This window comes from Herbiconiux sp. VKM Ac-1786 (assembly GCF_015350805.1).
Taxonomy (GTDB): Bacteria; Actinomycetota; Actinomycetes; order Actinomycetales; family Microbacteriaceae; genus Herbiconiux.
On record NZ_JADKSG010000001.1, the window covers coordinates 1,761,949 to 1,784,482 of the forward strand.

Consider the following 22,534-nt stretch of genomic DNA (forward strand, 5'->3'; position numbering starts at 1 on the left):
GCGTCCTCGTTCCAATAACTATCCCGGTAATACTATCCCGGCTTACGATAGGATCGAGGCATGGTCCGGCTGCCGCTCACTCCCGCCGAGGTCGAGCGCGGGCGCCGGCTCGGTGCCCTGCTGCGGCGGGCCCGCGGCGAGCGGCCGTTGCTGGAGACGGCGCTCGACGCCGGGGTCTCGCCCGAGACCCTGCGCAAGATCGAGTCGGGACGGGTCGCGACGCCGGCCTTCTCGACGATCGCGGCCATCGCCGGCGTGCTCGGCCTCTCGCTCGACGAGGTCTGGGGCGAGATCTCGCCGCGGGTCGAGCGGCCCTCGCTCGCGTCCTGAGCGGAGCGGTCAGCGCAACGGCAGCTCGTAGTGGCGGTATTCCTCGTCGGGCTGCCAGCCGAGCGCCTCGTAGAGGCGCTGCGCCGTGACGTTCGTGTGCGCCGTCGACAGCTCCAGGCGCGCCGCGCCGGACGCCTCGCCGAACTCCCGGGCCGCCTCGAGGAGGGCGGTGGCGACGCCTTCTCCCCGCGCATCCGGAGTCACGAAGAGGTCGTACAGCACCACGATCGGGGCCAGCTCGAGCGAGCAGAACGAGGGGTAGAGCTGACTGAAACCGAGCAGCCGGCCGGTGCGCCCGTCGGCGTCGGGCCGGTGGGCGACGAGCACGGTGGAGGTGCCGGTGCGCATCCGCTCGTCGAGCCAGGCGCGGGCCGCTGCCGGGTCGCTCGGCAGGCCGTAGAACACGCGGTAGGCGTCGAAGAGCGGGGCCACCGCGTCGAGATCGGCGACGGATGCGCGGCGCACCTCCACCGCCACCGCGTCGTTCATCGCCCGGACGTGCTGCCGTGGGCCTTCGAACCGCCCGGCAGCACCCGGCGCACGAGCATCACGACCCCCACGACGAGGAGCCCCAGCACCAGGCCGAAGACGGCCGAGCAGGCGGTCTCGACGATCCACACCACGACGGGCCCGGCCGCCTCGATCGAGTGCGTGATCGCGTGCACGACGTCGTGCGGGCCGTGCCAGAACGTCTCGGCGAGGTTCTCGATCACGAGGTGCCCACCGACCCAGAGCATCGCGACCGTGCCGACGATGCTGATCACGCGGAACACCGCCGGCATCGACGCCACGATGCGCGCCCCGGTGCGGCGCACGCCCCGCGACGGGTTCTTCATCAGCCGCAGCCCGACGTCGTCGATCTTCACCAGCAGCGCCACCGCGCCGTAGACGAGGGCGGTCATGCCGAGGCCGATCACGGCGAGGGCGCCGAGGGTCATCCAGATGCCGAGCGCGGGGTCGAGGCTGTCGAGCGCGATCAGCATGATCTCGGTGCTCAGGATGAGGTCGGTGCGGATCGCCCCGAACACCAGCTTCTTCTCGTCGCGGGCCTCGGTCTCGCCGGCGTCGTGGTGCAGGCCGAACCACTCGAGCACCTTCTCGGCGCCCTCGAAGCAGAGGTACGTGCCGCCGATGATCAGCAGGAACGGCAGCACGAACGGCGCGAACGCCGACAGCAGCAGCGCGATCGGGATGATGATCACGAACTTGTTGACGAGGCTGCCGAGCGCGATCTTCCACACCACGGGCAGCTCGCGCGCGGGCGTCAGGCCCTGCACGTACTGCGGCGTGACGGCGGCGTCGTCGATGACGACCCCCGCGGTCTTCGCGCTCGCCTTCAGCGCGGCCGTCAGTATGTCGTCGACCACCGCCAGCAACCCGACCGACATCGACCCCTCCTCGCCGGCCCCGCCCCACGGCGACGCCGCCCCCCACGCTACCGGCTGCGCCCGCGGTCGGGCACGCCCGCTACCCGCTACCCGCTACCCGCTACCCGCTGCGCCCGCCGCCGGCCTCCGCGATCCGCACCAGGGCGTCCTCGCTGGGCAGCGACGCCTGCACCGCCGCGGCCAGCTCGTACCGTGACACGGCCAACGGCTGCGCCGCCCCGGCGAGCGCGTACCGCACGACTGTCTCGTTCTTCTCGCTCACGAGCAGCATGCCCACGGTCGGCTGATGCTTGCCCGGGTCGCGCAGTCGATCGTCGACGAGCGCCACGTAGAAGCCCAGCTGCCCGGCATGCCGCGGGTCGAATCTCGTCGTCTTCAGTTCCACGACGACATAGCGCAGCTGCTGCACGTGGAAGAAGAGCAGATCGACGTAGAAGTCGTCGCCGTCGATCTCGAAGTGCACCTGTCGCCCGACGAAGGAGAACCCCGGGCCGAGTTCTCTCAACGTATCGATGATCCGCTCGACCAGACGGTCTTCGAGCTGCCGCTCGCTGGTGTCGGCGTCGATGGCGAGGAAGCCGAGAGTGAAGGGGTCCTTCGTGATCTGCTGCGCGAGCTCGGAGTCCGAGCGTTCGAGCGAGGCGGCGAAGTTGGACGGAGAGGCCCCCTCGCGATCCCGAAGCCGGGTCGAGATCTGGTGGGCCAGAACCGACCTCGTCCAGCCGTGCTCCAGGTCGCGATCGGCGTACCAGTCGCGGTCGTCGGGCCCCGGCAGCCGGGTCAGCAGCTCGATGATGTGGCCCCAGGGCAATTGTGCAACGGAGCGTTGCACAATTAGGCCGCGGTCGGGCCAGGCTTCGGCGAACGACCGCATGTAGCGCAGATTGCGGCGCGAGAAGCCCTTGGTCTCGGGGAACTCGGCGCTCAGATCCCGGGCCAGCCGCTCGACGACCTTGCTGCCCCAGTCGGCGTTCGCGGCTCGCTCCGCGAGCACCGCGCCGATGTCCCAGTACAGGAGCACCATTGCGGTGTTCGCGTGCCGCTGCACCTCGTAGCGCGCCTCGTGGACGCGACGCTTCAGTGCGAGCAGAGCATCGGAATAGCCGCCGACCTTGAGTTCTGACATATCGTCATGTTACAAGGCGGTCGGCCACGGGAGGGTCAGGCCGTGAGGCGGGGGTAGTCGGTGTAGCCGGCCGCGCCCGAGGCGTAGACGGTGGCCTGGTCGGGGGTGTTCTCGGGGTGGGCGCCGCGCCAGCGCTCCACGAGGTCGGGGTTCGCGATGGCGGCGCGGCCCACCGCCACGGCGTCGGCCAGGTCGTCGGAAACCAGGGCGTGGGCCTCGTCGCGCGAGGTCATCTCCGAGAATCCGCTGTTCACCACGAAGACGCCGCCGAAGGCCGAGCGCAGCGACTGCACGAGCTCGTCCGAGGGCGAGCCGTGCAGGATGCTCAGGTACGCGAGCCCGAGCGGCGCGATGCCCGAGACGAGCGCCGTGTAGGTGGCGCGCACGTCGTCGGCGTCGGTCTCGAGCACGTCCTGGATGTTGTGCGACGGCGAGATGCGGATGCCCACCCGCCCGGCCCCGACCTCGGCCGCCACGGCCGTCGCCACCTCGATCACGAACGCGGCCCGAGCCGCCGGCGATCCGCCGTAGGCGTCGGTGCGCACGTTCGACACGGGCGAGAGGAACTCGTGCAGCAGGTAGCCGTTGGCCGCGTGAAGCTCGACCCCGTCGAAGCCGGCGTCGATCGCGCGGCGGGCGGCGGCCACGAACTCCGCGCGCACGGTGGCGAGCTCGTCCACGGTCAGCGCGTGCGGCAGCCCATACGGCGCCTTCGACCCGTCGGGCCCGTGGGTCTCGCCGTCGATCGCGATGGCGCTCGGCGCCACGATCCGCGGCGTGCCCGTGATGGCGGTGTTCGTGACGCGGCCGCCGTTCATCAGCTGCATCACGATGCGCCCCCCGGCCTCGTGCACGGCCGCGGCCACGTGCCGCCAGCCCTCCTGCTGCTCGTCGGTGACGATGCCGGGCTGCCCCGGGTAGGCCCGCGACTCGGCGCTCGGGTAGACGCCCTCGCTGATGATCAGCCCCATGCTCGCCCGCTGCGCGTAGTGCTCCGCGATCAGATCGGTGGGCACGCCGTGCTCGTCGGCCCGCAGTCGGGTCATCGGCGCCATCACGACGCGGTTGGGCAGCTCGAGATCGCCGGCGGTGAGAGGGGTGAACAGCTTCATGAGGGCCTTCCGGGTGGTTCGCGGTCGAGCGGATGCCCGTCCGCAGCATCGCAGGGCGCTCCCGCGCCCCTCACCCGAACCGTCCCCCCTCCCGGGCGATTCCGACGTTCAGGGCTTTCCCACCTGGGCCCGCCGCTAGGCTGACGGAGGAGGGTGCAGCGTGAGCAGGATCGAGATTCAGCGCCAGGCCGTGATGGCGCGGCTGGCGACCGCGGCCCGGGTGCCGCTGGCCGAATCCGGAGGCGTCACCCCGCAGCTGATCGAGGACGTCTGCCGCCAGGTCGGCGTGCACCCGCACTCGTTCCGGGCCCTGTTCCCCGACGACGACGCCTTCCTCGACGCGGTCACCGACCAGCTCGTCGAGGACTGCGCGGCGCGACTGCGCGGCGGGGTCGCCGCGTTCGAGCCGAGCGCCGAGGCGGCCGGGGGGTCCTCTGTCGCCTTCGCCGAGGCGGCCGTGGCGCTCGCCGACTCCTGGCCGCTCGACCGTGACGGCATGCTGATCCGCGCCGACCGCCGGGCCAGGGCCCTGCGCCGCAGCGACGGGGGCAGCGCCGTGCTGAAGGCCGAGAAGCTCTTCCTCGACGCCCTCGTCGACGTGCACTCCGAGCTGATGGCGAAGCTCGGCCGCCGCTTCGCGGGCTCCCCGGTGCGCTCGGTGCGGGTCATCCTCGACACCTACGAGCGCGCCTTCGAGACCTGGCTGCTCACCGGCGCCGACACCGCCGGCTTCCACTCCTCGCCCTACGTGCAGCGCACCCTGCCGACGCTGCTCGAGAACATGAGCGAGCCGGTCTAGAGGGCCCGCGATCATGCCCTGATCGCCCCGGGGCGGCAAGCCCCTTCCATCGCGCCCGGATGCGTGTAGACGGAGAAGAGGGCCATCTCGGCCCCTCTCCCGGAAGGAACGCCATCCCTGTGTCGACCCCGCGCCCCCTCCGCATCGGGTGGTACGTCCACCACCGCGGCGCGGGCCACCGGATGACGGCCGGCTCCGTCATCCCCCTGCTCGACGCCGAGGTCACGGTGTTCACCTCCGCCGCCGGCCCCGTCGCGTCACCCCGTGCCCGCACGGTGCACCTGCCGCTCGACTCGACGCCGCCCGCCGCGGTCCCCGCCGGCCCCGTGCACATCGGCGGCGGCCGCACCGCCCACGGCCGCCTGCACTGGGCGCCCACCGACTCCCCGGGCCACACCGACCGCCTCGCCACGATCGCCGCCTGGGTCGCCGCGACCCGCCCCGAGCTGTTCGTGGTCGACGTCTCGGCCGAGATCGCGGCCTTCGTGCGCCTGCTCGGCGTGCCGGTCGTGAGCTTCACGCTCCCCGGCCTCCGCGACGACCCCGCGCACCGCCTCGCCTACGAGCTCTCCGACGCCGTGATCGCCCCCTGGCCCGCCGCCTTCGGTCCGACCGCCGGCTCCGTGCCCGCCGACCGCCTCCACCGCGTCGGCGCCCTGAGCCGCTTCGCCCCCGACGACCCGGGCCGCGCGACCGACGGCACCGCGACCGACAGCCCCGCGACCGACCACCCCACGACCCACCACCCCGAGGCCGCCCGCCCCACCGCCCCCGAGGTGCTCGTCCTCCACGGCGCCGGCGGCCGAGGCGACGACCCGCTCGACACGGCCGCGAAGGGCCTCGAGGCGGCCGGCCACCCCGTGCGCCACCTCCGCGACGCCGGCCCCGCCGAGGTCTGGGCCGCCCTCCGCGCCGCCCCGCTCGTGCTCTCCCACTGCGGCTCGAACGCCGTGGCCGAGATCGCCGCCGCCCGCCGCCCCGCCATCCTGGTTCCGGATGCCCGCCCCCACGCCGAGCAGGAGCACCTCGCCGAGGCGCTGACGAGGGCCCCGCTGCCTTGCGTCGTCGTCGCCCCCGCCGACCTCGCCCGCACGGACTGGGCCGCCGCCCACCGCACCGCCGTCGCCCTCGACGGCACCGCCTGGCGGCTCTGGAACGACGGAGGTGCCGCCTCCCGCATCGCGGAGCTCCTGCAGCGGCTCGCCACCGCTGCCGCGGCCGGGCCAGAGCGCATCGGCACCGCCGCGTGATCGCCCTGATCACCGCGGTGGCGGGCCGCCGTCGGCACCTCGCCCGCCAGGAGGAGTGGCTGCTCCGTCGCCGGCGAGCAGGGACCGTGCGGGTGGTCGTCGCCATGGACGACGAGCCGATCGAGACGCCGAGCGCCCCCTCCGCCACCGTGCTGCGCGTGATCGAGCCCGGCGGCCCCCTCCCGCTCGCGGCCGCCCGCAACGCGGGGGCCGAGGCCGCCATCGCCGCCGGCGCCGAGCTGCTCGTCTTCCTCGACGTCGACTGCCTTCCCCGCCCGGGCCTCGTCGAGGCCTACGCCGACGCCGCCCGCGAACGGCCCGACGCGCTGCTCACCGGCTCGGTCGCGTACCTCCCCGAGGGCGTCGACTACGCCCGCCCCGCGACCTTCGAGGCGGTCGGGACGGTGCACGGCTTCCGCCCGAGGCCCGAGCCGGGCATCCGGGAACCCGCCGCCCACGAGCTGTTCTGGTCGCTGTCGTTCGCCTGCACCCCGGCGACCTGGCGCCGCATCGGCGGCTTCGACGAGGGCTACCGCGGCTACGGCGGCGAGGACACCGACTTCGGCTTCGCCGCCCGGGCCGCCGGCGTCGAGCTGCTCTTCGTCGGTGGCGCCGAGGCCGACCACCAGCACCACCCGGTGAGCGATCCGCCCGTCGAGCACCTCGACGACATCCTGCGGAACACCGACCGCTTCACCGCCCGGTGGGGCGTCGTGCCGATGCGCGGCTGGCTCGACGCCTTCGCCGAGCTCGGTCTCGTCAGCCATGACCCCGTCACCGACCGCTACGCCCGAACGCCCGAGCCGCATCTCCTCACCGCCCGCACCGCGCCCGCCTCCGCGGGCCGCCCCGACACCCGAACGGACGCCGCATGAGAATCGCCATCCTGTGCCACCTGCACCACCCCATCGCCGAGCCGTTCCAGGGCGGCACCGAGGCCCACACGGCGATGCTCGCCGACGAACTGGTGCGCCGCGGCCACGACGTGACGCTCTTCGCCAAGGAGGGCTCCCGCACCTCGGCCGCGCTGCACCCCCTGGTGCCGGGCGACTTCGAGTTCGTCTTCGCCGCCACCCCTCTGGTGCGCCGGCAGCAGGCCGGCTTCCTCGCCGAGGCCAGCCAGCACAGTCTCGACCTGATCGCCGCCGGCGACTGGGACGTCGTCATCAACAACTCCCTGAGCAGCCTGCCGTACCGGGGCCTCCGCGACCTCCCGATGATGACCGTGCTGCACACCCCGCCGACGCTCGACGACGTGAACGCCCTGGTCGACGCCCCCGGCTGGTCGCCGTCCCCCCTGCACTCCTACGTCGCCGTCTCGCCGCGGAACGCCCGGGCGTGGGCGCCGCGCCTGCCGGGCGTGCTGAGCATCCCGAACGGCATCCCACTCGAGCGCTGGCGCGTCGACGTGCCGCGCGAGCAGCGCCTGGCCGTCTGGGCCGCCCGCATCACGCCCGAGAAGGGCCTGCACATCGCCATCCCCGCGGCGCGCGAGGCGGGCTTCCGGATGCGCGTGGCCGGCCCGATCGCCGACCCCCGCTACTTCGCGGAGGAGATCGAGCCCTTGCTCGGCGACGACGTCGAGTACGTCGGCCACCTGGGTCACGACGCCCTGCCCGCCTTCTACGCCGCCGGATCGGTCTTCGTGGCGAGCCCCGTCTGGGAGGAGCCGTTCGGCCTCTCGGTCGTCGAGGCGCTCGCCTCGGGCACGCCGGTCGCGACGCTGCCGCACGGTGCCGTGCCCGAGCTCGTCGCCCCGGGCGCGGGCACGGTGCTCGGCCTGGTGCGCCCCGCGGCCGGCGCGGTCGCCGTCGACGACGCACCCGTCTCGCTGGCCGCGGCCATCCGGGCCGCCGCGGCGGTCGACCCGGCGGTCGCGCGGGCGCAGGCGGCGCGGTTCTCGCTCAGCGGCATGATCGACGCCTACGAGACCGAGCTGGAGCGGCTGCTCGAGCGGCGTCGCGACGGGGTCGCCTCAGTCCAGGGGCGGGTACGCCGAGCGGATGCGCGCGGCGATCGCACCCGTCATGCTGCTGATGCGCCAGTGCTCGTCGACTCCGTCGGGGGCGGCGAGGGCCGGCTGGTCGCGGTAGGCGGCTGAGATCTCCGAGGCGTAGCGGGCGGCCTCGTCGGGCGTGGGGGTGGTGCACAGGCGCCGCTCGTCGAACGCCACCGGGAGGTCGTCGCGCCGCGATCGGATCTCGCGCAGCACCAGCACCGTGCCGGTGAGGAAGATCTGGTCGGACACGTCCATCCGCCGCAGCCAGGGCGCGAGCTCGGTGCGCGGCGGTTCGGTGGACACAGTGCAGAAGCTAGTGCAGAACGGGTGGGACTGCGACTCCCAAGCCGGGGAGCGGCCATCCGGAACGACTGCTCGCGGTCGCCGTCAGGCGCGGTGCTTGGCGAGGAAGGTGTCGCGGATGTCGCGTGCGGCGGCCTCGCCCTCCTCGGTGAACTCGTACAGCCGCCGGGGCGGGCTCTCGCGGCTGCCGAGCTCCTCCCAGGTCGACCGGATCCAGCCCTGGCGCTCCAGCCGGTCGAGGATCGGGTAGACCGTGCCCGAGGGCCGGCCCGACTCCTTCACGATGCGCAGGCCCCAGATGGGCTCGGTGCCGCCGAGCATCGCCGTCAGCACGTCGACGGTCGGAGCGGTCACTCGCTGCAGCGGTTGCATGGGCCCAATGTAGCGAGGCGTCGCCGTCGGCCACAACGAGTCGCCGCGCATCCGTCACCCCGGATCGCGCGGAGCGGGGGCGCTCACGCGGCGGGGGCCACCCGGGTGACCAGGGCGCCGACGCGTTCGCGCAGGGAGCGGACGGTGCGGTCGAAGGCCGAGTCGCTGCCGTCGGCCGCGGGATCGGGCAGCGACCAGTGCAGGTCGTCGGCGCCGTGCAGCTGCTCGTGCGCGGCATCGCAGACGCTGATCACGAAGTCGCCCTCGCCGACCACGTCGTCGACGTGCCGGGGCACCGAGTGCGGGTCGAGGATCAGCCCGTGCCGCTCGGCCGCCGCCACGGCGCCGGGGTTCACGACCGCGGCGGGCCGCATGCCGGCCGAGACGGCGGGGATCGAGCTGACCGTGCGCCAGACGGCCTCGGCCAGCTGCGAGCGGGCGGAGTTCGCCGTGCAGACGAAGACGACCCGGCCGGTGAGCGTGAGGAGCCCGGGCATCAGCGAGTCGAACGCCGACTGCACGAGGTGCAGGTAGGTGCGGCGGCCGTCGAACTCGGAGCGGGTGCGGGTGAGGATGCCCGCCTTCTCCAGCACGCGCACGTGATGGGCCACGAGATTGGAGGGGACGCTGAGTGCGGACTGGATCTCGGTCGACGACAGATCGCCCAATACGAGGAGGTCGACGATCCACAGCCGCGTCGGATCGGAGAGCGCTGCGAACACCGCAGCCCGCTGCTTCAGATCGATCATCGCTTCAAACAACTTCCATTGAGTCAATCGCTGCTGACCCAATCATGGTAGGCAGGACGGAGAACGGCTCGCGAGCGACAGTCAGACGATTGTCAGGAGATCGTCGTTCCCCATCATCGTGCCCCCCGGCGCAGACGAAAGGACCATCTCAATGGGTATCGGAACCGGCATCGCGCTGTTCGTGATCGGGGCCATCCTGGCCTTCGCCGTCAACGTCGACCTGGGCGGGTTCGTCAACCTCGCCCTGATCGGCTACATCCTGATGGGGGCCGGCGTCGTCGTGTTCCTGATCAGCCTCGTGCTCATGCTGCGTCGCCGCTCCTCGGTGTCGACCACCCGCTCGGCCGTCGACCCGGCCAGCGGCGAGCAGGTCACCCGCCGCACCACCGACAGCGACCCGCTCGTCTGAGGACGGCCCCACCCCGTACGCCCACGAGGCGTCGAAAACGAGGCCGCGATCCTGCGGCCCTCACCCCTACAAAGGAGAACTCGTGAACATCCTCGTCATCATCATCGCCGTCATCGCCGTCATCCTGCTGTTCACGGGCGGGTTCGTCTCGTCGCTGAACTTCCTTCTCTACGTCGGCGCCATCCTGCTGGTGCTCGCCATCATCGTGTTCCTGGTGCGCTTCCTCACCGGCAACCGCCGCGTCTGATCCCACCGACTCGAAGGCCGGCTCCGCCCCACGGAGCCGGCCTTCGGCGTTCCCGGGCATCCGTCTCGTCAGGCCCAGGAGCGCGCCGAGCGGGCCGCCCAGTACTGCGATGCCGGTTCGGCCAGGGCGGAGAGCCGCTCCTCGTCGAGCTCCGGCACCCGCGCCACGGTGCCCGCCCGCAGCTGCGCTCTCGTGACCGCCCCGCTCAGCACGATGTCGGCCCACGGATGCGCGACCGCCGCCCCCACGGCGAGACCCTCGAGCGACTGCCCGTCGGCCTCGGCCGCGGCGAGCGCCTCGGCCGAGCCCTCCGCCGCGGTGAGCCGGCCGTTCGCCAGCACCTCCTTCACGACGACGAGCCACCGGGCCCCGTTCGCGGCCTCGAGCGCCGGAGCGGCCGAGGGCTCGAGCAGGTTCCAGGTCGCCTGGACGGCCGAGAACGGCGAGTCCCGGAGCGCCAGGGCGCGCTCGATCACCTCGCCCTGCGCGGGTCCGCTGGTCGAGAAGCCGATCCGCACGCCCTCGGCGGAGAGCTCCCTCAGCCGGTCGAGCAGCGCCCGGTCGGTCAGGGCGGGGCTGTCGGGCGTGACCGAGTGCACGAGGTACACGTCGGGGGCGGTGCCGAGCGCGTCGAGCGTCTCGGGCCACTGCCGGTCGAGCATCCGGAGGCTGTGCTCCTTGCGCTCGTGCACGGGCGCGTCGACCTGCCAGTCGCCGAGGTACTCGTAGCCCCACTTCGAGCCGATGGTGAGCTCGTCACGGCGACCCGGATGCGCGGCGAGCCACGAACCCAGGAACTGCTCGGCCCGGCCGTACGAACGGGCCGCGTCGAGGTAGCGGATGCCGAGGAACCAGGCGGCGTCGAGCAGGGAGTGGGCCCGTTCGCGCATCACCTCGACCGACCGGGACTCGGCGGGGCCGAGGTCGGCGGCGCGGCCGGCGGTGATGTAGGCGGGGCGCCCGACCGCGGCGAGACCGAGGCCGAGGCGGGATTCGAGCGTCACTCGGCGGCGGTCTCGCCCGCCGGCACCGGCCCGAGCGAGTGGAGGTGCTCGAGGGAGCGGCGCTCGAGGTAGGCGCAGAGCTCGGCCGCGGCGGCGAGCTCCTCCGAGAGCGCCACGACGTCCTCGGTGCTGAGGGCCAGGTCGCGGTCGCGGGCGGCGAAGGTCACCTCCCAGTGGGGATCGCCGAGGGCGACGGGCTGCATGTAGACGTCGGTGGTGGCGTTCCGCAGGGCGATGACGACGAGACCGGTGTCGGAGCCGTCACTGCCGTCCTGCACGGCGACGTCGGCGTACTCGGCGATGCGGGGGCCGCCCGACGTCGACCCGGGTCGGTACTCGCTCAGCCACGACTCGAGCACCTCTTTGCTGCGGAACGGCACCTCGGACTCCTCCTGCTCCTCGGCCTGCTCCGAGGCCGGAGCGACGAGCCCAGCCTAGCGATCCCGGGTCATCCCGTGACGGGGAACGACCGTCCGGCCGCGTCGGCGAGATCGGCCAGCACCCGTTCGACGAGGGCGGCCGCCGCGGGGGCGAGACGGGCGGCCACCGCCAGCTCGGGAAGGTGCGCGCGGTCGTGGCGGTCGGTGAACTCCCGCCCCTCGGGGGTGAGGGCCAGCGTGAGCCCGCGCCGGTCGGTGCTGCTCGCCGAGCGGTCGACGTAGCCGAGCCGCACGAGCTTGTCGACCAGGGCGGTGATCGAGGCGCTCCGCAGGTCGAGACGGGAGGCCAGCTCCTTGGGGGTGAGGGAGCCGCCGCGCTCGCCCTCGGCGCGCAGCTCGAGCAGCGCGTTCCAGGCGCTGTCGGAGAGCTCGGTCTCGGTGCGGATCAGCCGGCGCAGTGCGCTGCGTGACGCCAGGTACTCCTCGAGGGCATCGAGCACGTCGCCCGAATCGAGCAGCTCGGCACGATCGTCCAGCATCTCGGCGATACGATCCCTCCTCGAACGGCTCCGGCCCCGTCGGCCCGACCCTGAGCACCCTACGCCGTCGTGGACGATCGGAGGAGGCGTCCGTCGGCGAAGTGGGGCATGATGGCGGCGATGCGGTCGCCGGGCCCACCCGAGAGCGGGTGCTCGCCGGGCCGCGAGAAACGGATGCACCGATGACGAACCCCGCCGCCTTCGACGACGTGACCCGCGCCCTCCTGGCCGACCCCGACGACGACGTGACGCTGGAGGGCACGACCCTGCTGGTGAAGGGAGCCGTCTTCGCGGCCCTCGACGGCGAGCTGCTCGTCGTGGCGCTTCCGGCGCATCGCGCCGACGACCTCGTGGGCCGCGACGTGGCCGCGCCCGCCGAGGCGCCCTCGGCCGCTCCCGCGGGCGTCGCCGGCCGCTGGGTCGGCATCGCCGACAGCCAGAACTGGGTCGAGCTCGCCACCGAGGCGCACCAGTTCGTGGGCGAGCCCGCGGTGGGCGGCGACTCCTAGCGGGTGGTGCGGATCATCCGCGGGCCCGCCCAGAGGATGAGCACCAGCACGAGCCCCACGAATCCGAGCAGCACCGGCACGAGCGGCAGCGCGAGCAGGGCGGCGCCGACGGCCAGCGGCGGCACGGTCATCCCGGCGAAGGCCAGCAGGAAGATGCCCGAGGTGATCTCGCTGCGGTTGCCACCCGTGGCGAGCGACCCGGCGGTGGCCAGGGCGCCGCGGAAGACGAGGCCGACCCCGGCACCGGCCGCCACGCCCCCGCCGACGAAGAGCACGGTCGCCGCCGCGGCGTCGCCCGCCGCCCCGGCCACGAGCGCCGCGGCACCGAGGGCGAGCAGCCCGCCGGCCATGCCGACGACGCCGAGGACCAGCTGGCGCCGGGTCGACAGCCGTGAGAAGACGATCTGCGCGAGCGCCGCGGCCCCGAACACCGAGAACGAGACGACGCCGGCGACGAGGTGGTCGGTCTGGTGCAGCAGCTGGGCGAGGAAGGTCGGGGCGACCGAGCCGAACAGGCCGGTGATCGCGAACGCGGCGAACCCGCCGAGCCCCGCCGCCCAGTACGCCCCGCGGCTCTCGGCCGGCACGCGCACCCGCTGGGGGCGGTAGGCCGCCGGAGCGGTCGGCGGCGTGACCGTCTCGGGCACGAAGGCGTAGGCGAAGCCGACGGCCACGAGCGCCGCGGCGAAGACGAGGTAGGGCGTCACGAGCGGAGCCCCGACCCACTCGGCGAACACGCCGCCGATCAGCGGTCCGAGCGCCAGGCCGCCCATGTTGGCGACGCCCGCGATGGTGGCGGCGAAGCCGATGCCGGCTCCCGGCCGGGCGATGCGCCGCAGATCGGCGAGGTGGGCCGTGGCGGTGGCGGTGAGCACTCCGATGCCGAGCCCGGCGACGAAGCGGGCGACGACGAGGCCCACCGCATCCGGCCACACGACGAACAGCACGGCCGCCACGAGCTCGATCGCCGCGGCCGTGAGGATGACCCGCCGACGGCCGAGCCGGTCGCTGAGGTGACCGGCCAGGTAGAGCGCGAGCATCACCCCGGTGGAGTAGGCCGCGAAGACGATCGTGATGACCACGGTGGGGAAGCCGTCGCGCTGCTGGTACAGCGCGTACAGCGGCGTCGGCACCGTGTTGAAGGCCATCATCACGAGGAAGGCGACGGCGGTCACCCAGAAGCCGGCGGCGTGCGGCAGCCGCAGCTGCCCTCGGCCTCGCCCCGGCCCTCGTGGAGCGGTGTCGGCGGCAGCGGCAGCGGTGGCGGGAACGGGGACGGAGGCGGTGCGGGGCTCGGAGAGCAGTGCGGTCATGATTCGAGGATGCTCCCGCGCTGTCATCGTGTCCAACGAATTATGCTGCAAAGTCTCATCGATCAGCTCTATGATCGGGTGCATGGAGACGCGCCTGCTGGAGTACTTCGTGACCGTGGCAGACGAGCTCAGCGTCACCCGCGCGGCCGAGCGGCTGTTCGTGGCGCAGTCGACCGTCTCGGCGGGCCTGCGCAGCCTCGAGGGCGAGCTCGGCGTCGCCCTGTTCGAGCGCACCACCAAGTCGGTGCGCCTGCTCGCCGCGGGCGAGGTGCTGCTGCCGCTCGCCCGGGCGCTGATCGACGACGCCGAGGAGCTGCGGCGGGCGGCCACCGAGTCGGGCAGCGGCTTACGCGGGCGGGTGCGCATCGGCACCTTCACCGGCATGCAGCTGCTCGACCTCCCCGGGGTGCTCGGGCGCTTCCGGCGCGAGCATCCGCTCGTCGACATCCAGCTGGTGTCCTCGCCCGTCGGATCGACCGGGCTGGCCGACGACCTCGGGCACGGCCGGCTCGACCTCGCGTTCCTGGCGGTGCCGGCGCCGCCGACCCTCGACGCCTGGCCCATCGCGACGTTCGACTTCGTGGCGCTCGTGCCCGAGCGGCACCCGCTGGCGACGCGCGCCTCCGTGTCGCTCGCGCAGCTGGCCGGGGAGGAGTGGGTCGACGTGCTGCCGGGCTACGGCAACCGCCTGCAGCTCGACTGGGCCCTCGCCGACCGCGGCCTCGCGCGGCACCTCGCCGCCGAGCTGCCCGACCTGCCGAGCGTGGCGCCGTGGGTGGCCGCGGGCTTCGGTGTGGCCGTGGTGCCCGACGTGATCGAGGCGAGCGGATGCGCGCGCCTGCCGCTCAGCGATCCGCCCCCGCCGTGGGTGGTGTCCCTGGCCGTGCGGCGCGGGGCGTCCCGGCGGCCGCTGATCGCCGCACTGGCCCAGGTGCTGCGCGCCCCCGGGGACGACGAGGCGCCCCGCCTCACCGACTGAACGGGGACGCGGGGCGCCGGGCGCCGGAGCGCCTGAGCCGGGGCTCAGTAGGTGGTGGTGCCCATCATCGACATCGAAGCGACGACCGACAGGATGCCGATGATCAGCCCGACCACGAAGAGCACGGCGCCGATGATCACGCCCGCGAGCGCGGGGGTGTTCTTGTAGCCGGCCTTCTTGGACTGGCTCAGCGCGATCGCCGAGATGATCAGGCCGATCAGGTTGAAGAAGATGGCGACGATCAGGCCGACGATGCCGAGGGTCTTGCCCGGGTAGTCGGTGCCGGCGGGGGCGGCCTGGGGTGCGGATGCGGTCATGGTGTGATTCCCTCCAGAAAACAACGGTTCCTCAAGAAGGTACTGGGTCCGGTGCCGGAACGGGAGTCCCGGTGGCCGAATCGGGTCGGATGCGGGAGGCTGAAGCCCGTGAAGAGCCAGCGCATCGCCCGTACCGACCTGTCCGTCTCCGCCGTCGTCCTCGGGCTGATGCGCATCGCCGAGCTCGACGACGAGGAGATCCGCACCCTCGTGGGTGCCGCCCGGGACGCCGGGATCACGATGTTCGACCACGCCGACATCTACGGCGGCGAGCGCCACGGCAGCGAGCGTCGCTTCGGCGACGCCGTCTCGTTCTCGCCCGCCGAGCGTGAGCAGGTCGTCGTGCAGTCGAAGGTCGGCATCCGCGACGGCTACTTCGACTTCTCGACCGAGCACATCCTGACCACGGTCGACGAGTCGCTCGCCGCACTCCGGCTCGAGCACCTCGACCTGCTGCTGCTGCACCGACCCGACGCGCTGGTCGAGCCCGAGGAGGTCGCCGCGGCCTTCGACGCGCTCGAGAGCTCGGGCAAGGTGCGGTACTTCGGTGTCTCGAACCACACGCCGGGCCAGATCGACCTGCTCACCCGCACGGTGCGCCAGCCCCTCGTCGTGAACCAGGTGCAGCTGAGCCTCACCCACGCGCCGATCATCGCCCAGGGCGTCGCCGCGAACATGGTGCGCCTCGACCAGTCGATCGACCGCGACCTCGGGATGCTCGACCACGCCCGCCTGCACGACATCACCCTGCAGGCGTGGTCGCCCTTCCAGAAGGGCTTCTTCGACGGGGTGTTCCTCGGCGATCGCGAGCACTTCGCCGAGCTGAACGACGTGCTCGACGAACTGGCCGCGGCCTACGGCGTGACGCCGATGGCCATCGCGACGGCCTGGATCACCCGGCACCCCGCCGGCATCCAGGTCGTGCTCGGAACCACGAACCCGGGTCGCGTCACCGACGCGGCCGCGGGCGCCGACGTCGTGCTGACCCGCCCGGAGTGGTACCGGCTGTTCACGGCCGCGGGCCACGCCCTCCCCTGAGCCGCGCGGCCAGCCAGGCCTTCAGCCGGGCGGTGTGGCGGTCGGTGAACTCGTTCGAGAGCGCCAGGGTCTCGGCGCCGAGGTCGCCCCCGTGCACGATCGTCTCGAGGGCCTGCAGGGCGCGGCGCTCCTGCTCGTCGGCCAGCCGTCTCCGCTCCGCGTCGTCCATGCAGCACACCCTACGTCCGGGCCGCCGGATTCCGACAACCAGTCGGGCCGACGGGGCACCGCTCGCCCTATACCTGGAGGAACCGATCGTTCGAAGGAGGCACCGTGACCGAAGCCCCGCCCCGTCGTCGGCACGACGAGCTCGACGGCCTGCTCGGCGCGCTCGACGGCATCCCGGTGATCGTGCACGACCGGTATCTCACCGTCGTCGGCGCGACCCGGCTGGCCCGAGCCGTCTCGCCCTTCTTCCGCGAGGGCGTCAACCTGGCGCGGGCGGCCTTCCTCGACGACTCCGTGGTCGAGAGCCAGACGGCGTGGCCCGAGTTCGCCGAGCACGTCGCCGCGACCCTCCGTGTCGAGCTCGACCGGCATGACGCCGATCCCGAGTTCCGGCGGCTCGTCGGCGAGCTCTCGGCCCGGAGCCGGGCGTTCGCGCGCGCCTTCGCCGACGATTCGGGCCGGCAGCGGCCGAGCGGCTCGTGGGTCTTCGGCGCCGACTCGCCCGAGCCCTTCACGCTCGCGTTCCACCGGCTCGAGCTGCCGGATGCCGGCGACACCGTGCTCGTCTGGCGACCCGACGGGCCGGCGGCCGAGCGGGCCCTGGCGGCGATCGCGCAGACGCTGCCGCGCTGACGCGCCGGGCTACCGGGTCTGCGGGTTCTGCCCCCACACGGTCGTGCCGTCGGGCAGCCAGCTGGCCTCGACGTCGACGAAGCTCTGCGGAAGCTGGTCGCCCTGCGAGGGCCGCCCCGTCACCGCGATCGAGCCGCGGATCAGCAACCCCGTCGCCGGGAAGCGGTCGGGGGGCACGCAGTTCGCGGTGTAGGTGCCGTTGTCCTGCACCAGCACGATGCAGACGTCGTCGTCGATGTCGCGCGCGACGTAGAGCGGGGTGTCGGCCATCGACAGCGTGCGCAGCGTCTCCTCGCGCAGCTGCACCGCGTAGAGCACGGGCGGCTGGTCGGCCGGCTGGGACGGCCGGTCGAAGATCGCGAGGGCACCCGAGGCGTCGGCGAACGGCGCTCCGCTCCCCGCCCCGAGCCCGGGCAGACCGCCTCCCGAGACGGCGGCCAGGGTGAACCCGGCGGCCCCGCCCACCAGGGCGAGCACGAAGCCCGCGGCGGCCACGGCGGCGAGCCGGCGCCGCCCCCGGTGGGGGCGCAGGGCGCCGCTGCGGTCCTCCTCGGGTTCCACGTCCTCCCCGGCGTCGTCCGGGCCAGGCGATCCCACGGCGCTCGCCGCGGTCACGGCCCGGTCGATCGCCCGCCGCTCCTCGTCGAGGGCCGCATCCAGCTGCGCGAGCTCGGCGGCCGCACGATCCGCGCGCGGCACGGCGTCGGCGCTGCCCTTGGCCGCGGGCGCGAACGCGATCCGCTGCAGCTCGGTGCGGCGCGCGGCGGGCGACTCCACCCCGGCCGGCGTCGGCGATCCCGGATGCTCGCGCCACCACAGCGCGTCGAGCACGTCGTGCGCGCCGTCGTACCCCCGCGCCACCCGCTCGCGGAACTCCGGGTCGCGCCGGGCCCGCAGGTACTCGCTCGGAGCCGCCATGCTCCACCTCCTCGTCGAAGGGTATGCCCCCTCGAGCATTCGTCGCCGCCCCGTGCGCCGATTGGCCCGGCCCGCCCCGGCCCGCCTCGTCGCGCCGCGGGCACCGGGCTAGGGTCGGGGGCATGGACCCCGTCGACGCCCTCACCGAGACCGCGTTCCTGCTCGAGCGGGAGCTCGCGCCGGGCTTCAAGGTCAAGGCGTTCCGCCGGGCCGCGGCGGTGGCGGGGGAGTTCTCGCCCGAGGAGCTCGCGGCACGGGCATCCGACGGCCGTCTGGCCCGCACGAAGGGCATCGGCGACCGCTCGCTCGAGATCGTGCTGCAGGCGCTGGAGGGCCGCGTGCCCGACTACCTCGAGGCGCTGCGCGCGCGCACCGGCGAGAAGCTCGGCCCCGAGGCGAAGGCGCTGCGCGCGCAGCTGCGCGGCGACCTGCACGCGCACAGCGACTGGTCGGACGGCACCACCGACATCCCCTCGATGGCCGCCGCCTCCCGTGCGCTCGGGCACGAGTACCTCGCGCTCACCGACCACTCGCCGAGCCTGAAGATCGCGCACGGCCTCACCGCCGAACGGCTCGAGGCCGAGCTCGAGGTGGTCGCGTCGGTGAACGCCTCGGGCGACGACGGGTTCCGGCTGCTCGCCGGCATCGAGGTGGACATCCTCGCCGACGGCGCCCTCGACCAGGAGCCGGCGCTGCTCGACCGGCTCGACGTGGTGGTGGCGAGCGTGCACTCCAAGCTCCGCGACGAGAAGGGGCCGATGACGGCACGGATGCTCGCCGCGATCCGCTCCGGCCGCGCCGACGTGCTCGGCCACTGCACGGGCCGCCTCGTGCAGGGCTCCCGCGGCACCCGGCCGCAGTCGGAGTTCGACGCCGACGCCGTCTTCGCGGCCTGCGCCGATGCCGGGGTCGCCGTCGAGATCAACTCCCGGCCCGAGCGGCAGGACCCGCCCGACGAGCTGATCGCCCTCGCGCTCGAGGCGGGCTGCCTGTTCAGCATCGACTCCGACGCGCACGCGCCCGGCCACCTCTGCTTCATCGACCTCGGTGCCGAGCGCGCGGCGACGGCGGGCATCCCGCCGGAGCGCATCGTGACGACCTGGCCGCTGTCGCAGCTTCTCGCCTGGACCTCCCGCTGACGGCAGGACCTCCCGCTAGGGGAGGATGCGGGACGCCCGGTAGCGCTCGACCTTGTCGAAGAAGCTCGCCGGGGTGGTGCGGAAGCCGAGGAACCCCGCCTCGCGGCTCTTGTTCATGCTCGTGAAGCACTCGAGGTTGCGGCCGAGGTCGCCGTCGGTGTGCCACCAGCTCGCCAGCCGCGACACGTCGGCCTCGGCGAGTCCGTGCTCGGCCGCGATCTCCCGCCACACCTCGTCGGCGTGGCCCATCCGGCCCTCGAGGGGTGCCGGCTCGGTGTCGAAGCCCTCCCAGGCCACGCCGAAGTGCTCGGCGATCCGCGGCCACAGGGTGCGCCAGCGGAACACGTCCCCGTTCGCGATGTTGAAGGCCTGGTCACGGCCGGCCGGGTCGGTCGCCGCCCAGACGAGCTGCTCGGCCAGCAGGTCGGAGTCGGTGACGTCGGTGACCCCGTTCCACTGCGTCGCGGAACCCGGGAAGCGGAACGGCTCGCCCGTGCGGGCGCAGATGGTCGCGTACACCGAGAGGGTGAGCGCCATGTTCATGGCGTTGCCCACGGCGTAGCCGAAGACGGTGTGGGCGCGGTGCACGCTCCAGCCGTAGCCGTGCCGGGCGGCGCCGGCGAACAGCTCGTCCTCCTGCGCGTAGTAGAAGTTGGGGCTGTCGAGGCGCTCCGACTCCTCCTCGAAGGGGGTGTCGGCCATCACACCGGTCGCATAGTCGTCGAACGGCCCGAGGTAGTGCTTCAGCCCGGTGAGCAGGGCCACGTGCTGCACGGTGCCGCCGGCCGCGGTCGCGTCGATGACGTTCCGCACGATGGCCGAGTTGACCTCGATGTTCTGCGCCTCGCTCGGCTGCCGCATCCAGGCGGTGATGAAGACGAGCTCGGGACGCACCTCCGACAGGGCGGCGGTCAGGCCGGCGGCGTCGAGCAGGTCGGCGGCGATCGGCTGCACGCCCGGCACGGGGGCGGTCGCCGAGCGCGAGACCCCGAAGGTCTCGAAGCCCTGCTCGAGGAGCAGCCGGCAGAGGGCCTGCCCCGCGATCCCGGTCGATCCGATCACCAGCGCGCGGCGCCCGGTTCCAGCAGTTGACATCGTCGTCCCTTTCGTCGGTCTGTTCAGAGCCAATGTACACTTCTGCTTCACGCGGCCACGAGCGGATGCGGCGGAGTTCGGCCAAGATCGCCGAGAACAGGCCGAATTGCTCCAATAGTTATCAAAAGCAGTTGTGAACGCTTGGCCGCGAGTGTAAAGCTATACTCAACGACGAGCCCGACGAGGGGTTCCTCGGCAGCCCACCCACCAGGGAGACAGTATGAGCGCAACGGAGCGACGGCAACCCGCCCTGACCAGTTCGCGCTGGTCGATCTCGCGGGGCCTCGTCACGGTGGGCATCGCGGTGATCGCCCTGTTCGTGGTGAGCGCGCTGTTCGCCCCGTCGAGCGTCTCGCAGGGTGCCGTGCTGGGCATGCTGCCCTTCGCCGCCGTGCTCTCCTGCGTCGGCCTCGGCCAGATGCTCGTGGTGCAGCAGGGCGGTATCGACCTGTCCATCCCGGGTGCGGTGTCGCTGTCGATCGTGGTCGTCAGTCGCATCCCGAACGGTGACGACTCGCTGCTCGTGCCGGCCGTGCTGCTCGCCGTCGGCCTGGCCGTGCTGGCGGGCATCCTGAACGGCCTGCTGATCGGGCGGCTCGGGCTGAACGCGATCATCGCGACGCTCGGCACGAACGCCCTGCTCTTCGCCGTGGTGCTCGGCATCTCGGGCGGCAGCCCGACCACGACCACCCGGCTGCTCCGCGACGTGGCCGGCGGCCTCAGCTTCGGCATTCCGAACTCGGTGTTCTTCGCGCTCGCGGCGTTCCTCCTCGTCACCGTGCTGGTGAAGAAGACGGTGGCCGGGCGGCGGTTCGAAGCCGTCGGCGCGAATCCCGTCGCCGCTCGGGCCACCGGACTGCGCGTGCGCACCCACCAGGCGGCGGCCTACGTCTGGGCCCAGCTGCTGTACTGCCTCGCAGGCATCCTGCTGGCCGGCATCACGGCGCAGCCCACCGCGTTCCAGGGGAACGCGTACCTGATCCCCGCCGTGGCCGTGGTGGTCCTCGGCGGGACCAGCCTCCTCGGCGGTCGCGGCTTCCCGCTCGCGACCGTCGTGGCGGCGGTCTTCCTCAGCCAGCTCGACCAGTTCGTGCTGGCGGCGGGCGTGCCCTTCGCGGTGCGCTCGATCATCCAGGCCGCGGCGCTCGCCGTCGGCGTGGCGCTCTACACCATCGACTGGGCCGGCCTCCGCGCACGGCTCGGCTCCCGGCAGCGCGTCGGCGCGGCCGCCTGATCACCCCGACACACCCCAACCCGAGAATCACCCGCGGCAGAGGCGCCGCGCACAGTGAGAGGAACCATCCCATGGCCATCCGCAAACGAATCGCACTGACCGCGGCGAGCATCGGCGTGCTCGCCCTCGCGCTCACCGCCTGCAGCTCGGGCGCCCCGTCGTCCAACGACACCGTCACCACCGGAGCCCCGGTCGCCGGCGCCCCCGACTGGTGCGGGCCGAACGAGATCACCCTCGGCCTGCTCGACGGCTTCGGCGGCAACAGCTGGCGCAAGGTCACCACCGCAGCCGGCGCCGACGAGGTCGCCAAGTGCCCGAGCGTCACCGGCTACGAGTACGCCGACGGCCAGGGCGACACGCAGAAGTCGATCGCCGACATCCAGGGCATGGTCGCCAAGGGCGTCAACGCGCTCGTCGTGTTCCCGGATGCGGGCGAGGCCATGCTGCCCGCGCTCCGCAGCGCCTACCAGGCCGGCGTCGTCACGGTTCCCTACCGCGTGAACCCGGGCGGCGAGGACGGCGTCGACTACGACGCCTGGATCGGCGCCGACTTCACCACCGACGGCGAGAACTGGGGGACGTGGATCAAGACCAACTTCCCCGACGGCGCCAAGATCCTCTTCCTCTCCGGACCCAAGGGCAACAGCCAGGGCGAGGACGAGCTCGACGGCATGAACTCGGTGCTCGGCGACGGCGGCGAGTACGAGTTCATCGGAGAGACCCCGTTCGAGCCGACCAACTGGGACCCGGCGGTCACCCAGCAGGTGCTCACCAGCGCCATCGCGAAGAACCCGGAGATCGACGTGATCGTCTCCGACTTCGGACCGTCGCTCGTCGGCGCCCTGCCCGAGTTCACCAAGAGCGGCCGCTCCATCCCCGCCCTGGTCGCCTCGGACGGCAACGTGCTCGGCTGCTTCTGGAAGGACAACCAGGAGGCGAACCCCGACTTCAAGATGATGACGGTCGCCACCGGCAACGACAACGTGCGCCTCGCCGTGCAGTACGCGGTGGCCAAGGCGACCGGCGGAGTGCTCCCCGACACCACGACCTTCGACGCCCCGGTGTTCGAGGACTCGGTCTCCGGCACCCCGAACCCCGTCGAGTGCGAGGCCGACCTGCCCGGTGACATCTTCCTCTCCGCCGAGATGTCGCCCCAGGACCAGGCCGACCTCCTGAAGTAGGAG

Annotated in this window: 28 protein-coding genes; 14 read left to right on the forward strand and 14 right to left on the reverse strand. The window is 72.9% G+C overall.

Annotated elements, in window-relative coordinates; translation table 11 throughout:
* The first annotated feature begins 60 nt into the window (after positions 1–60).
* Positions 61–330, forward strand: a complete 270-nt coding sequence (locus ITJ64_RS08675; RefSeq protein WP_194680249.1) for a helix-turn-helix domain-containing protein — start codon at positions 61–63, stop codon at positions 328–330.
* 9 nt (positions 331–339) lie between these two features.
* On the opposite strand, the gene ITJ64_RS08680 is transcribed toward ITJ64_RS08675, so the two are convergent.
* The 4 genes from ITJ64_RS08680 to ITJ64_RS08695 form a co-directional block, all read right to left on the reverse strand.
* On the reverse strand, positions 340–819 hold the full coding sequence (locus tag ITJ64_RS08680; protein ID WP_194680250.1) for a GNAT family N-acetyltransferase: 480 nt from the start codon (positions 817–819) through the stop codon (positions 340–342).
* Positions 816–1,718 carry a DUF808 domain-containing protein gene (locus ITJ64_RS08685; RefSeq protein ID WP_194680251.1) on the reverse strand — a complete coding sequence of 301 codons (903 nt, stop codon included), beginning with the start codon at positions 1,716–1,718 and terminating at the stop codon, positions 816–818. Before ITJ64_RS08685 ends, ITJ64_RS08680 begins: the two co-directional genes overlap by 4 nt.
* A gap of 100 nt (positions 1,719–1,818) precedes the next feature.
* A complete protein-coding gene (locus tag ITJ64_RS08690; RefSeq protein ID WP_194680252.1) occupies positions 1,819–2,844 on the reverse strand; it encodes a YhcG family protein in 1,026 nt (341 codons plus the stop codon).
* Between the two features lie 35 nt (positions 2,845–2,879).
* Positions 2,880–3,956 (reverse strand): alkene reductase, encoded by a 1,077-nt coding sequence (locus ITJ64_RS08695; RefSeq protein WP_194680253.1) that lies wholly within the window; start codon positions 3,954–3,956, stop codon positions 2,880–2,882.
* Positions 3,957–4,116: 160 nt separating this feature from the next.
* On the opposite strand from ITJ64_RS08695, the gene ITJ64_RS08700 reads away from it, so the two are divergent.
* From ITJ64_RS08700 to ITJ64_RS08715, 4 genes are all read left to right on the forward strand, one after another.
* On the forward strand, positions 4,117–4,755 hold the full coding sequence (locus tag ITJ64_RS08700; protein ID WP_194680254.1) for a hypothetical protein: 639 nt from the start codon (positions 4,117–4,119) through the stop codon (positions 4,753–4,755).
* Between the two features lie 182 nt (positions 4,756–4,937).
* Positions 4,938–6,005 carry a glycosyltransferase gene (locus tag ITJ64_RS08705; protein WP_194680255.1) on the forward strand — a complete coding sequence of 356 codons (1,068 nt, stop codon included), beginning with the start codon at positions 4,938–4,940 and terminating at the stop codon, positions 6,003–6,005.
* Complete coding sequence (locus ITJ64_RS08710) at positions 6,002–6,880, forward strand: galactosyltransferase-related protein (protein WP_194680256.1); 879 nt, start codon at positions 6,002–6,004, stop codon at positions 6,878–6,880. Before ITJ64_RS08705 ends, ITJ64_RS08710 begins: the two co-directional genes overlap by 4 nt.
* Positions 6,877–8,106: a glycosyltransferase gene (locus ITJ64_RS08715; RefSeq protein WP_194680257.1), complete on the forward strand. Its 1,230-nt coding sequence runs from the start codon at positions 6,877–6,879 to the stop codon at positions 8,104–8,106. The genes ITJ64_RS08710 and ITJ64_RS08715 overlap by 4 nt, the downstream gene beginning before the upstream one ends.
* A 285-nt stretch (positions 8,107–8,391) precedes the next feature.
* On the opposite strand, the gene ITJ64_RS08720 is transcribed toward ITJ64_RS08715, so the two are convergent.
* Positions 8,392–8,679 (reverse strand): PadR family transcriptional regulator, encoded by a 288-nt coding sequence (locus tag ITJ64_RS08720; RefSeq protein WP_194680258.1) that lies wholly within the window; start codon positions 8,677–8,679, stop codon positions 8,392–8,394.
* An 83-nt stretch (positions 8,680–8,762) separates the two neighbouring features.
* On the reverse strand, positions 8,763–9,428 hold the full coding sequence (locus ITJ64_RS08725; RefSeq protein ID WP_194680259.1) for a helix-turn-helix domain-containing protein: 666 nt from the start codon (positions 9,426–9,428) through the stop codon (positions 8,763–8,765).
* Positions 9,429–9,579: 151 nt separating this feature from the next.
* On the opposite strand from ITJ64_RS08725, the gene ITJ64_RS08730 reads away from it, so the two are divergent.
* On the forward strand, positions 9,580–9,837 hold the full coding sequence (locus ITJ64_RS08730) for a DUF6458 family protein (protein WP_179546609.1): 258 nt from the start codon (positions 9,580–9,582) through the stop codon (positions 9,835–9,837).
* Positions 9,838–9,919: 82 nt separating this feature from the next.
* The gene (locus ITJ64_RS08735; RefSeq protein WP_179546608.1) at positions 9,920–10,084 is read left to right on the forward strand and encodes a hypothetical protein; all 165 of its coding nucleotides are present in this window, start codon (positions 9,920–9,922) and stop codon (positions 10,082–10,084) included.
* 68 nt (positions 10,085–10,152) lie between these two features.
* On the opposite strand, the gene ITJ64_RS08740 is transcribed toward ITJ64_RS08735, so the two are convergent.
* The 3 genes from ITJ64_RS08740 to ITJ64_RS08750 all read right to left on the reverse strand — a co-directional run bounded on the left by ITJ64_RS08740 (position 10,153) and on the right by ITJ64_RS08750 (position 12,007).
* Positions 10,153–11,088 (reverse strand): aldo/keto reductase, encoded by a 936-nt coding sequence (locus ITJ64_RS08740; RefSeq protein ID WP_194680260.1) that lies wholly within the window; start codon positions 11,086–11,088, stop codon positions 10,153–10,155.
* Positions 11,085–11,468, reverse strand: coding sequence for a hypothetical protein (locus ITJ64_RS08745; RefSeq protein ID WP_194680261.1), 384 nt, complete (start codon positions 11,466–11,468; stop codon positions 11,085–11,087). The genes ITJ64_RS08740 and ITJ64_RS08745 overlap by 4 nt, the downstream gene beginning before the upstream one ends.
* Before the next feature lie 68 nt (positions 11,469–11,536).
* The gene (locus tag ITJ64_RS08750; RefSeq protein ID WP_194680262.1) at positions 11,537–12,007 is read right to left on the reverse strand and encodes a MarR family winged helix-turn-helix transcriptional regulator; all 471 of its coding nucleotides are present in this window, start codon (positions 12,005–12,007) and stop codon (positions 11,537–11,539) included.
* A 182-nt stretch (positions 12,008–12,189) separates the two neighbouring features.
* Here ITJ64_RS08750 and ITJ64_RS08755 point away from each other — a divergent pair, with 182 nt between their 5' ends.
* Positions 12,190–12,516 (forward strand): hypothetical protein, encoded by a 327-nt coding sequence (locus tag ITJ64_RS08755; RefSeq protein WP_194680263.1) that lies wholly within the window; start codon positions 12,190–12,192, stop codon positions 12,514–12,516.
* Here the strand turns inward: ITJ64_RS08755 and ITJ64_RS08760 are convergent.
* Positions 12,513–13,829, reverse strand: a complete 1,317-nt coding sequence (locus tag ITJ64_RS08760; RefSeq protein WP_194680264.1) for an MFS transporter — start codon at positions 13,827–13,829, stop codon at positions 12,513–12,515. The two genes, ITJ64_RS08755 and ITJ64_RS08760, sit on opposite strands and share 4 nt — an antisense overlap.
* An 82-nt stretch (positions 13,830–13,911) precedes the next feature.
* On the opposite strand from ITJ64_RS08760, the gene ITJ64_RS08765 reads away from it, so the two are divergent.
* Positions 13,912–14,808 carry a LysR family transcriptional regulator gene (locus ITJ64_RS08765; protein WP_194680265.1) on the forward strand — a complete coding sequence of 299 codons (897 nt, stop codon included), beginning with the start codon at positions 13,912–13,914 and terminating at the stop codon, positions 14,806–14,808.
* 44 nt (positions 14,809–14,852) lie between these two features.
* Here ITJ64_RS08765 and ITJ64_RS08770 read toward each other — a convergent pair whose 3' ends face one another.
* Positions 14,853–15,125 (reverse strand): hypothetical protein, encoded by a 273-nt coding sequence (locus ITJ64_RS08770; protein ID WP_194680266.1) that lies wholly within the window; start codon positions 15,123–15,125, stop codon positions 14,853–14,855.
* 108 nt (positions 15,126–15,233) lie between these two features.
* Between ITJ64_RS08770 and ITJ64_RS08775 the strand changes: the two genes are divergently transcribed.
* Positions 15,234–16,163 (forward strand): aldo/keto reductase family oxidoreductase, encoded by a 930-nt coding sequence (locus ITJ64_RS08775; RefSeq protein ID WP_370545104.1) that lies wholly within the window; start codon positions 15,234–15,236, stop codon positions 16,161–16,163.
* Here the strand turns inward: ITJ64_RS08775 and ITJ64_RS08780 are convergent.
* On the reverse strand, positions 16,135–16,332 hold the full coding sequence (locus ITJ64_RS08780; protein ID WP_194680267.1) for a hypothetical protein: 198 nt from the start codon (positions 16,330–16,332) through the stop codon (positions 16,135–16,137). The genes ITJ64_RS08775 and ITJ64_RS08780 overlap by 29 nt on opposite strands.
* 104 nt (positions 16,333–16,436) lie before the next feature.
* Here ITJ64_RS08780 and ITJ64_RS08785 point away from each other — a divergent pair, with 104 nt between their 5' ends.
* Entirely contained in the window at positions 16,437–16,964 is a 528-nt protein-coding gene (locus tag ITJ64_RS08785; RefSeq protein ID WP_194680268.1) for a hypothetical protein, read from the forward strand.
* 9 nt (positions 16,965–16,973) lie between these two features.
* Here ITJ64_RS08785 and ITJ64_RS08790 read toward each other — a convergent pair whose 3' ends face one another.
* A complete protein-coding gene (locus ITJ64_RS08790; protein ID WP_194680269.1) occupies positions 16,974–17,882 on the reverse strand; it encodes a hypothetical protein in 909 nt (302 codons plus the stop codon).
* A 122-nt stretch (positions 17,883–18,004) separates the two neighbouring features.
* Here ITJ64_RS08790 and ITJ64_RS08795 point away from each other — a divergent pair, with 122 nt between their 5' ends.
* Complete coding sequence (locus tag ITJ64_RS08795) at positions 18,005–19,021, forward strand: PHP domain-containing protein (protein WP_194680270.1); 1,017 nt, start codon at positions 18,005–18,007, stop codon at positions 19,019–19,021.
* Positions 19,022–19,036: 15 nt separating this feature from the next.
* Here the strand turns inward: ITJ64_RS08795 and ITJ64_RS08800 are convergent, their stop codons facing one another.
* Complete coding sequence (locus tag ITJ64_RS08800; RefSeq protein ID WP_194680271.1) at positions 19,037–20,116, reverse strand: SDR family oxidoreductase; 1,080 nt, start codon at positions 20,114–20,116, stop codon at positions 19,037–19,039.
* A 220-nt stretch (positions 20,117–20,336) separates the two neighbouring features.
* Here ITJ64_RS08800 and ITJ64_RS08805 point away from each other — a divergent pair, with 220 nt between their 5' ends.
* Positions 20,337–21,350 carry an ABC transporter permease gene (locus ITJ64_RS08805; protein WP_194680272.1) on the forward strand — a complete coding sequence of 338 codons (1,014 nt, stop codon included), beginning with the start codon at positions 20,337–20,339 and terminating at the stop codon, positions 21,348–21,350.
* 71 nt (positions 21,351–21,421) lie between these two features.
* The gene (locus tag ITJ64_RS08810) at positions 21,422–22,531 is read left to right on the forward strand and encodes a substrate-binding domain-containing protein (RefSeq protein ID WP_194680273.1); all 1,110 of its coding nucleotides are present in this window, start codon (positions 21,422–21,424) and stop codon (positions 22,529–22,531) included.
* Positions 22,532–22,534: the final 3 nt, after the last annotated feature.

Excerpts from the sequence above, each read along its gene's own strand:
- ITJ64_RS08675 (WP_194680249.1), top strand. The coding sequence starts at position 61 with ATGGTCCGGCTGCCGCTCACTCCCGCCGAGGTCGAGCGCGGGCGCCGG.
- ITJ64_RS08680 (WP_194680250.1), bottom strand. The coding sequence starts at position 819 with ATGAACGACGCGGTGGCGGTGGAGGTGCGCCGCGCATCCGTCGCCGAT.
- ITJ64_RS08685 (WP_194680251.1), bottom strand. The coding sequence starts at position 1,718 with ATGTCGGTCGGGTTGCTGGCGGTGGTCGACGACATACTGACGGCCGCG.
- ITJ64_RS08690 (WP_194680252.1), bottom strand. The coding sequence starts at position 2,844 with ATGTCAGAACTCAAGGTCGGCGGCTATTCCGATGCTCTGCTCGCACTG.
- ITJ64_RS08695 (WP_194680253.1), bottom strand. The coding sequence starts at position 3,956 with ATGAAGCTGTTCACCCCTCTCACCGCCGGCGATCTCGAGCTGCCCAAC.
- ITJ64_RS08705 (WP_194680255.1), top strand. The coding sequence starts at position 4,938 with ATGACGGCCGGCTCCGTCATCCCCCTGCTCGACGCCGAGGTCACGGTG.
- ITJ64_RS08715 (WP_194680257.1), top strand. The coding sequence starts at position 6,877 with ATGAGAATCGCCATCCTGTGCCACCTGCACCACCCCATCGCCGAGCCG.
- ITJ64_RS08720 (WP_194680258.1), bottom strand. The coding sequence starts at position 8,679 with ATGCAACCGCTGCAGCGAGTGACCGCTCCGACCGTCGACGTGCTGACG.
- ITJ64_RS08725 (WP_194680259.1), bottom strand. The coding sequence starts at position 9,428 with ATGATCGATCTGAAGCAGCGGGCTGCGGTGTTCGCAGCGCTCTCCGAT.
- ITJ64_RS08730 (WP_179546609.1), top strand. The coding sequence starts at position 9,580 with ATGGGTATCGGAACCGGCATCGCGCTGTTCGTGATCGGGGCCATCCTG.
- ITJ64_RS08750 (WP_194680262.1), bottom strand. The coding sequence starts at position 12,007 with ATGCTGGACGATCGTGCCGAGCTGCTCGATTCGGGCGACGTGCTCGAT.
- ITJ64_RS08755 (WP_194680263.1), top strand. The coding sequence starts at position 12,190 with ATGACGAACCCCGCCGCCTTCGACGACGTGACCCGCGCCCTCCTGGCC.
- ITJ64_RS08760 (WP_194680264.1), bottom strand. The coding sequence starts at position 13,829 with ATGACCGCACTGCTCTCCGAGCCCCGCACCGCCTCCGTCCCCGTTCCC.
- ITJ64_RS08765 (WP_194680265.1), top strand. The coding sequence starts at position 13,912 with ATGGAGACGCGCCTGCTGGAGTACTTCGTGACCGTGGCAGACGAGCTC.
- ITJ64_RS08770 (WP_194680266.1), bottom strand. The coding sequence starts at position 15,125 with ATGACCGCATCCGCACCCCAGGCCGCCCCCGCCGGCACCGACTACCCG.
- ITJ64_RS08780 (WP_194680267.1), bottom strand. The coding sequence starts at position 16,332 with ATGGACGACGCGGAGCGGAGACGGCTGGCCGACGAGCAGGAGCGCCGC.
- ITJ64_RS08790 (WP_194680269.1), bottom strand. The coding sequence starts at position 17,882 with ATGGCGGCTCCGAGCGAGTACCTGCGGGCCCGGCGCGACCCGGAGTTC.
- ITJ64_RS08795 (WP_194680270.1), top strand. The coding sequence starts at position 18,005 with ATGGACCCCGTCGACGCCCTCACCGAGACCGCGTTCCTGCTCGAGCGG.
- ITJ64_RS08800 (WP_194680271.1), bottom strand. The coding sequence starts at position 20,116 with ATGTCAACTGCTGGAACCGGGCGCCGCGCGCTGGTGATCGGATCGACC.
- ITJ64_RS08805 (WP_194680272.1), top strand. The coding sequence starts at position 20,337 with ATGAGCGCAACGGAGCGACGGCAACCCGCCCTGACCAGTTCGCGCTGG.
- ITJ64_RS08810 (WP_194680273.1), top strand. The coding sequence starts at position 21,422 with ATGGCCATCCGCAAACGAATCGCACTGACCGCGGCGAGCATCGGCGTG.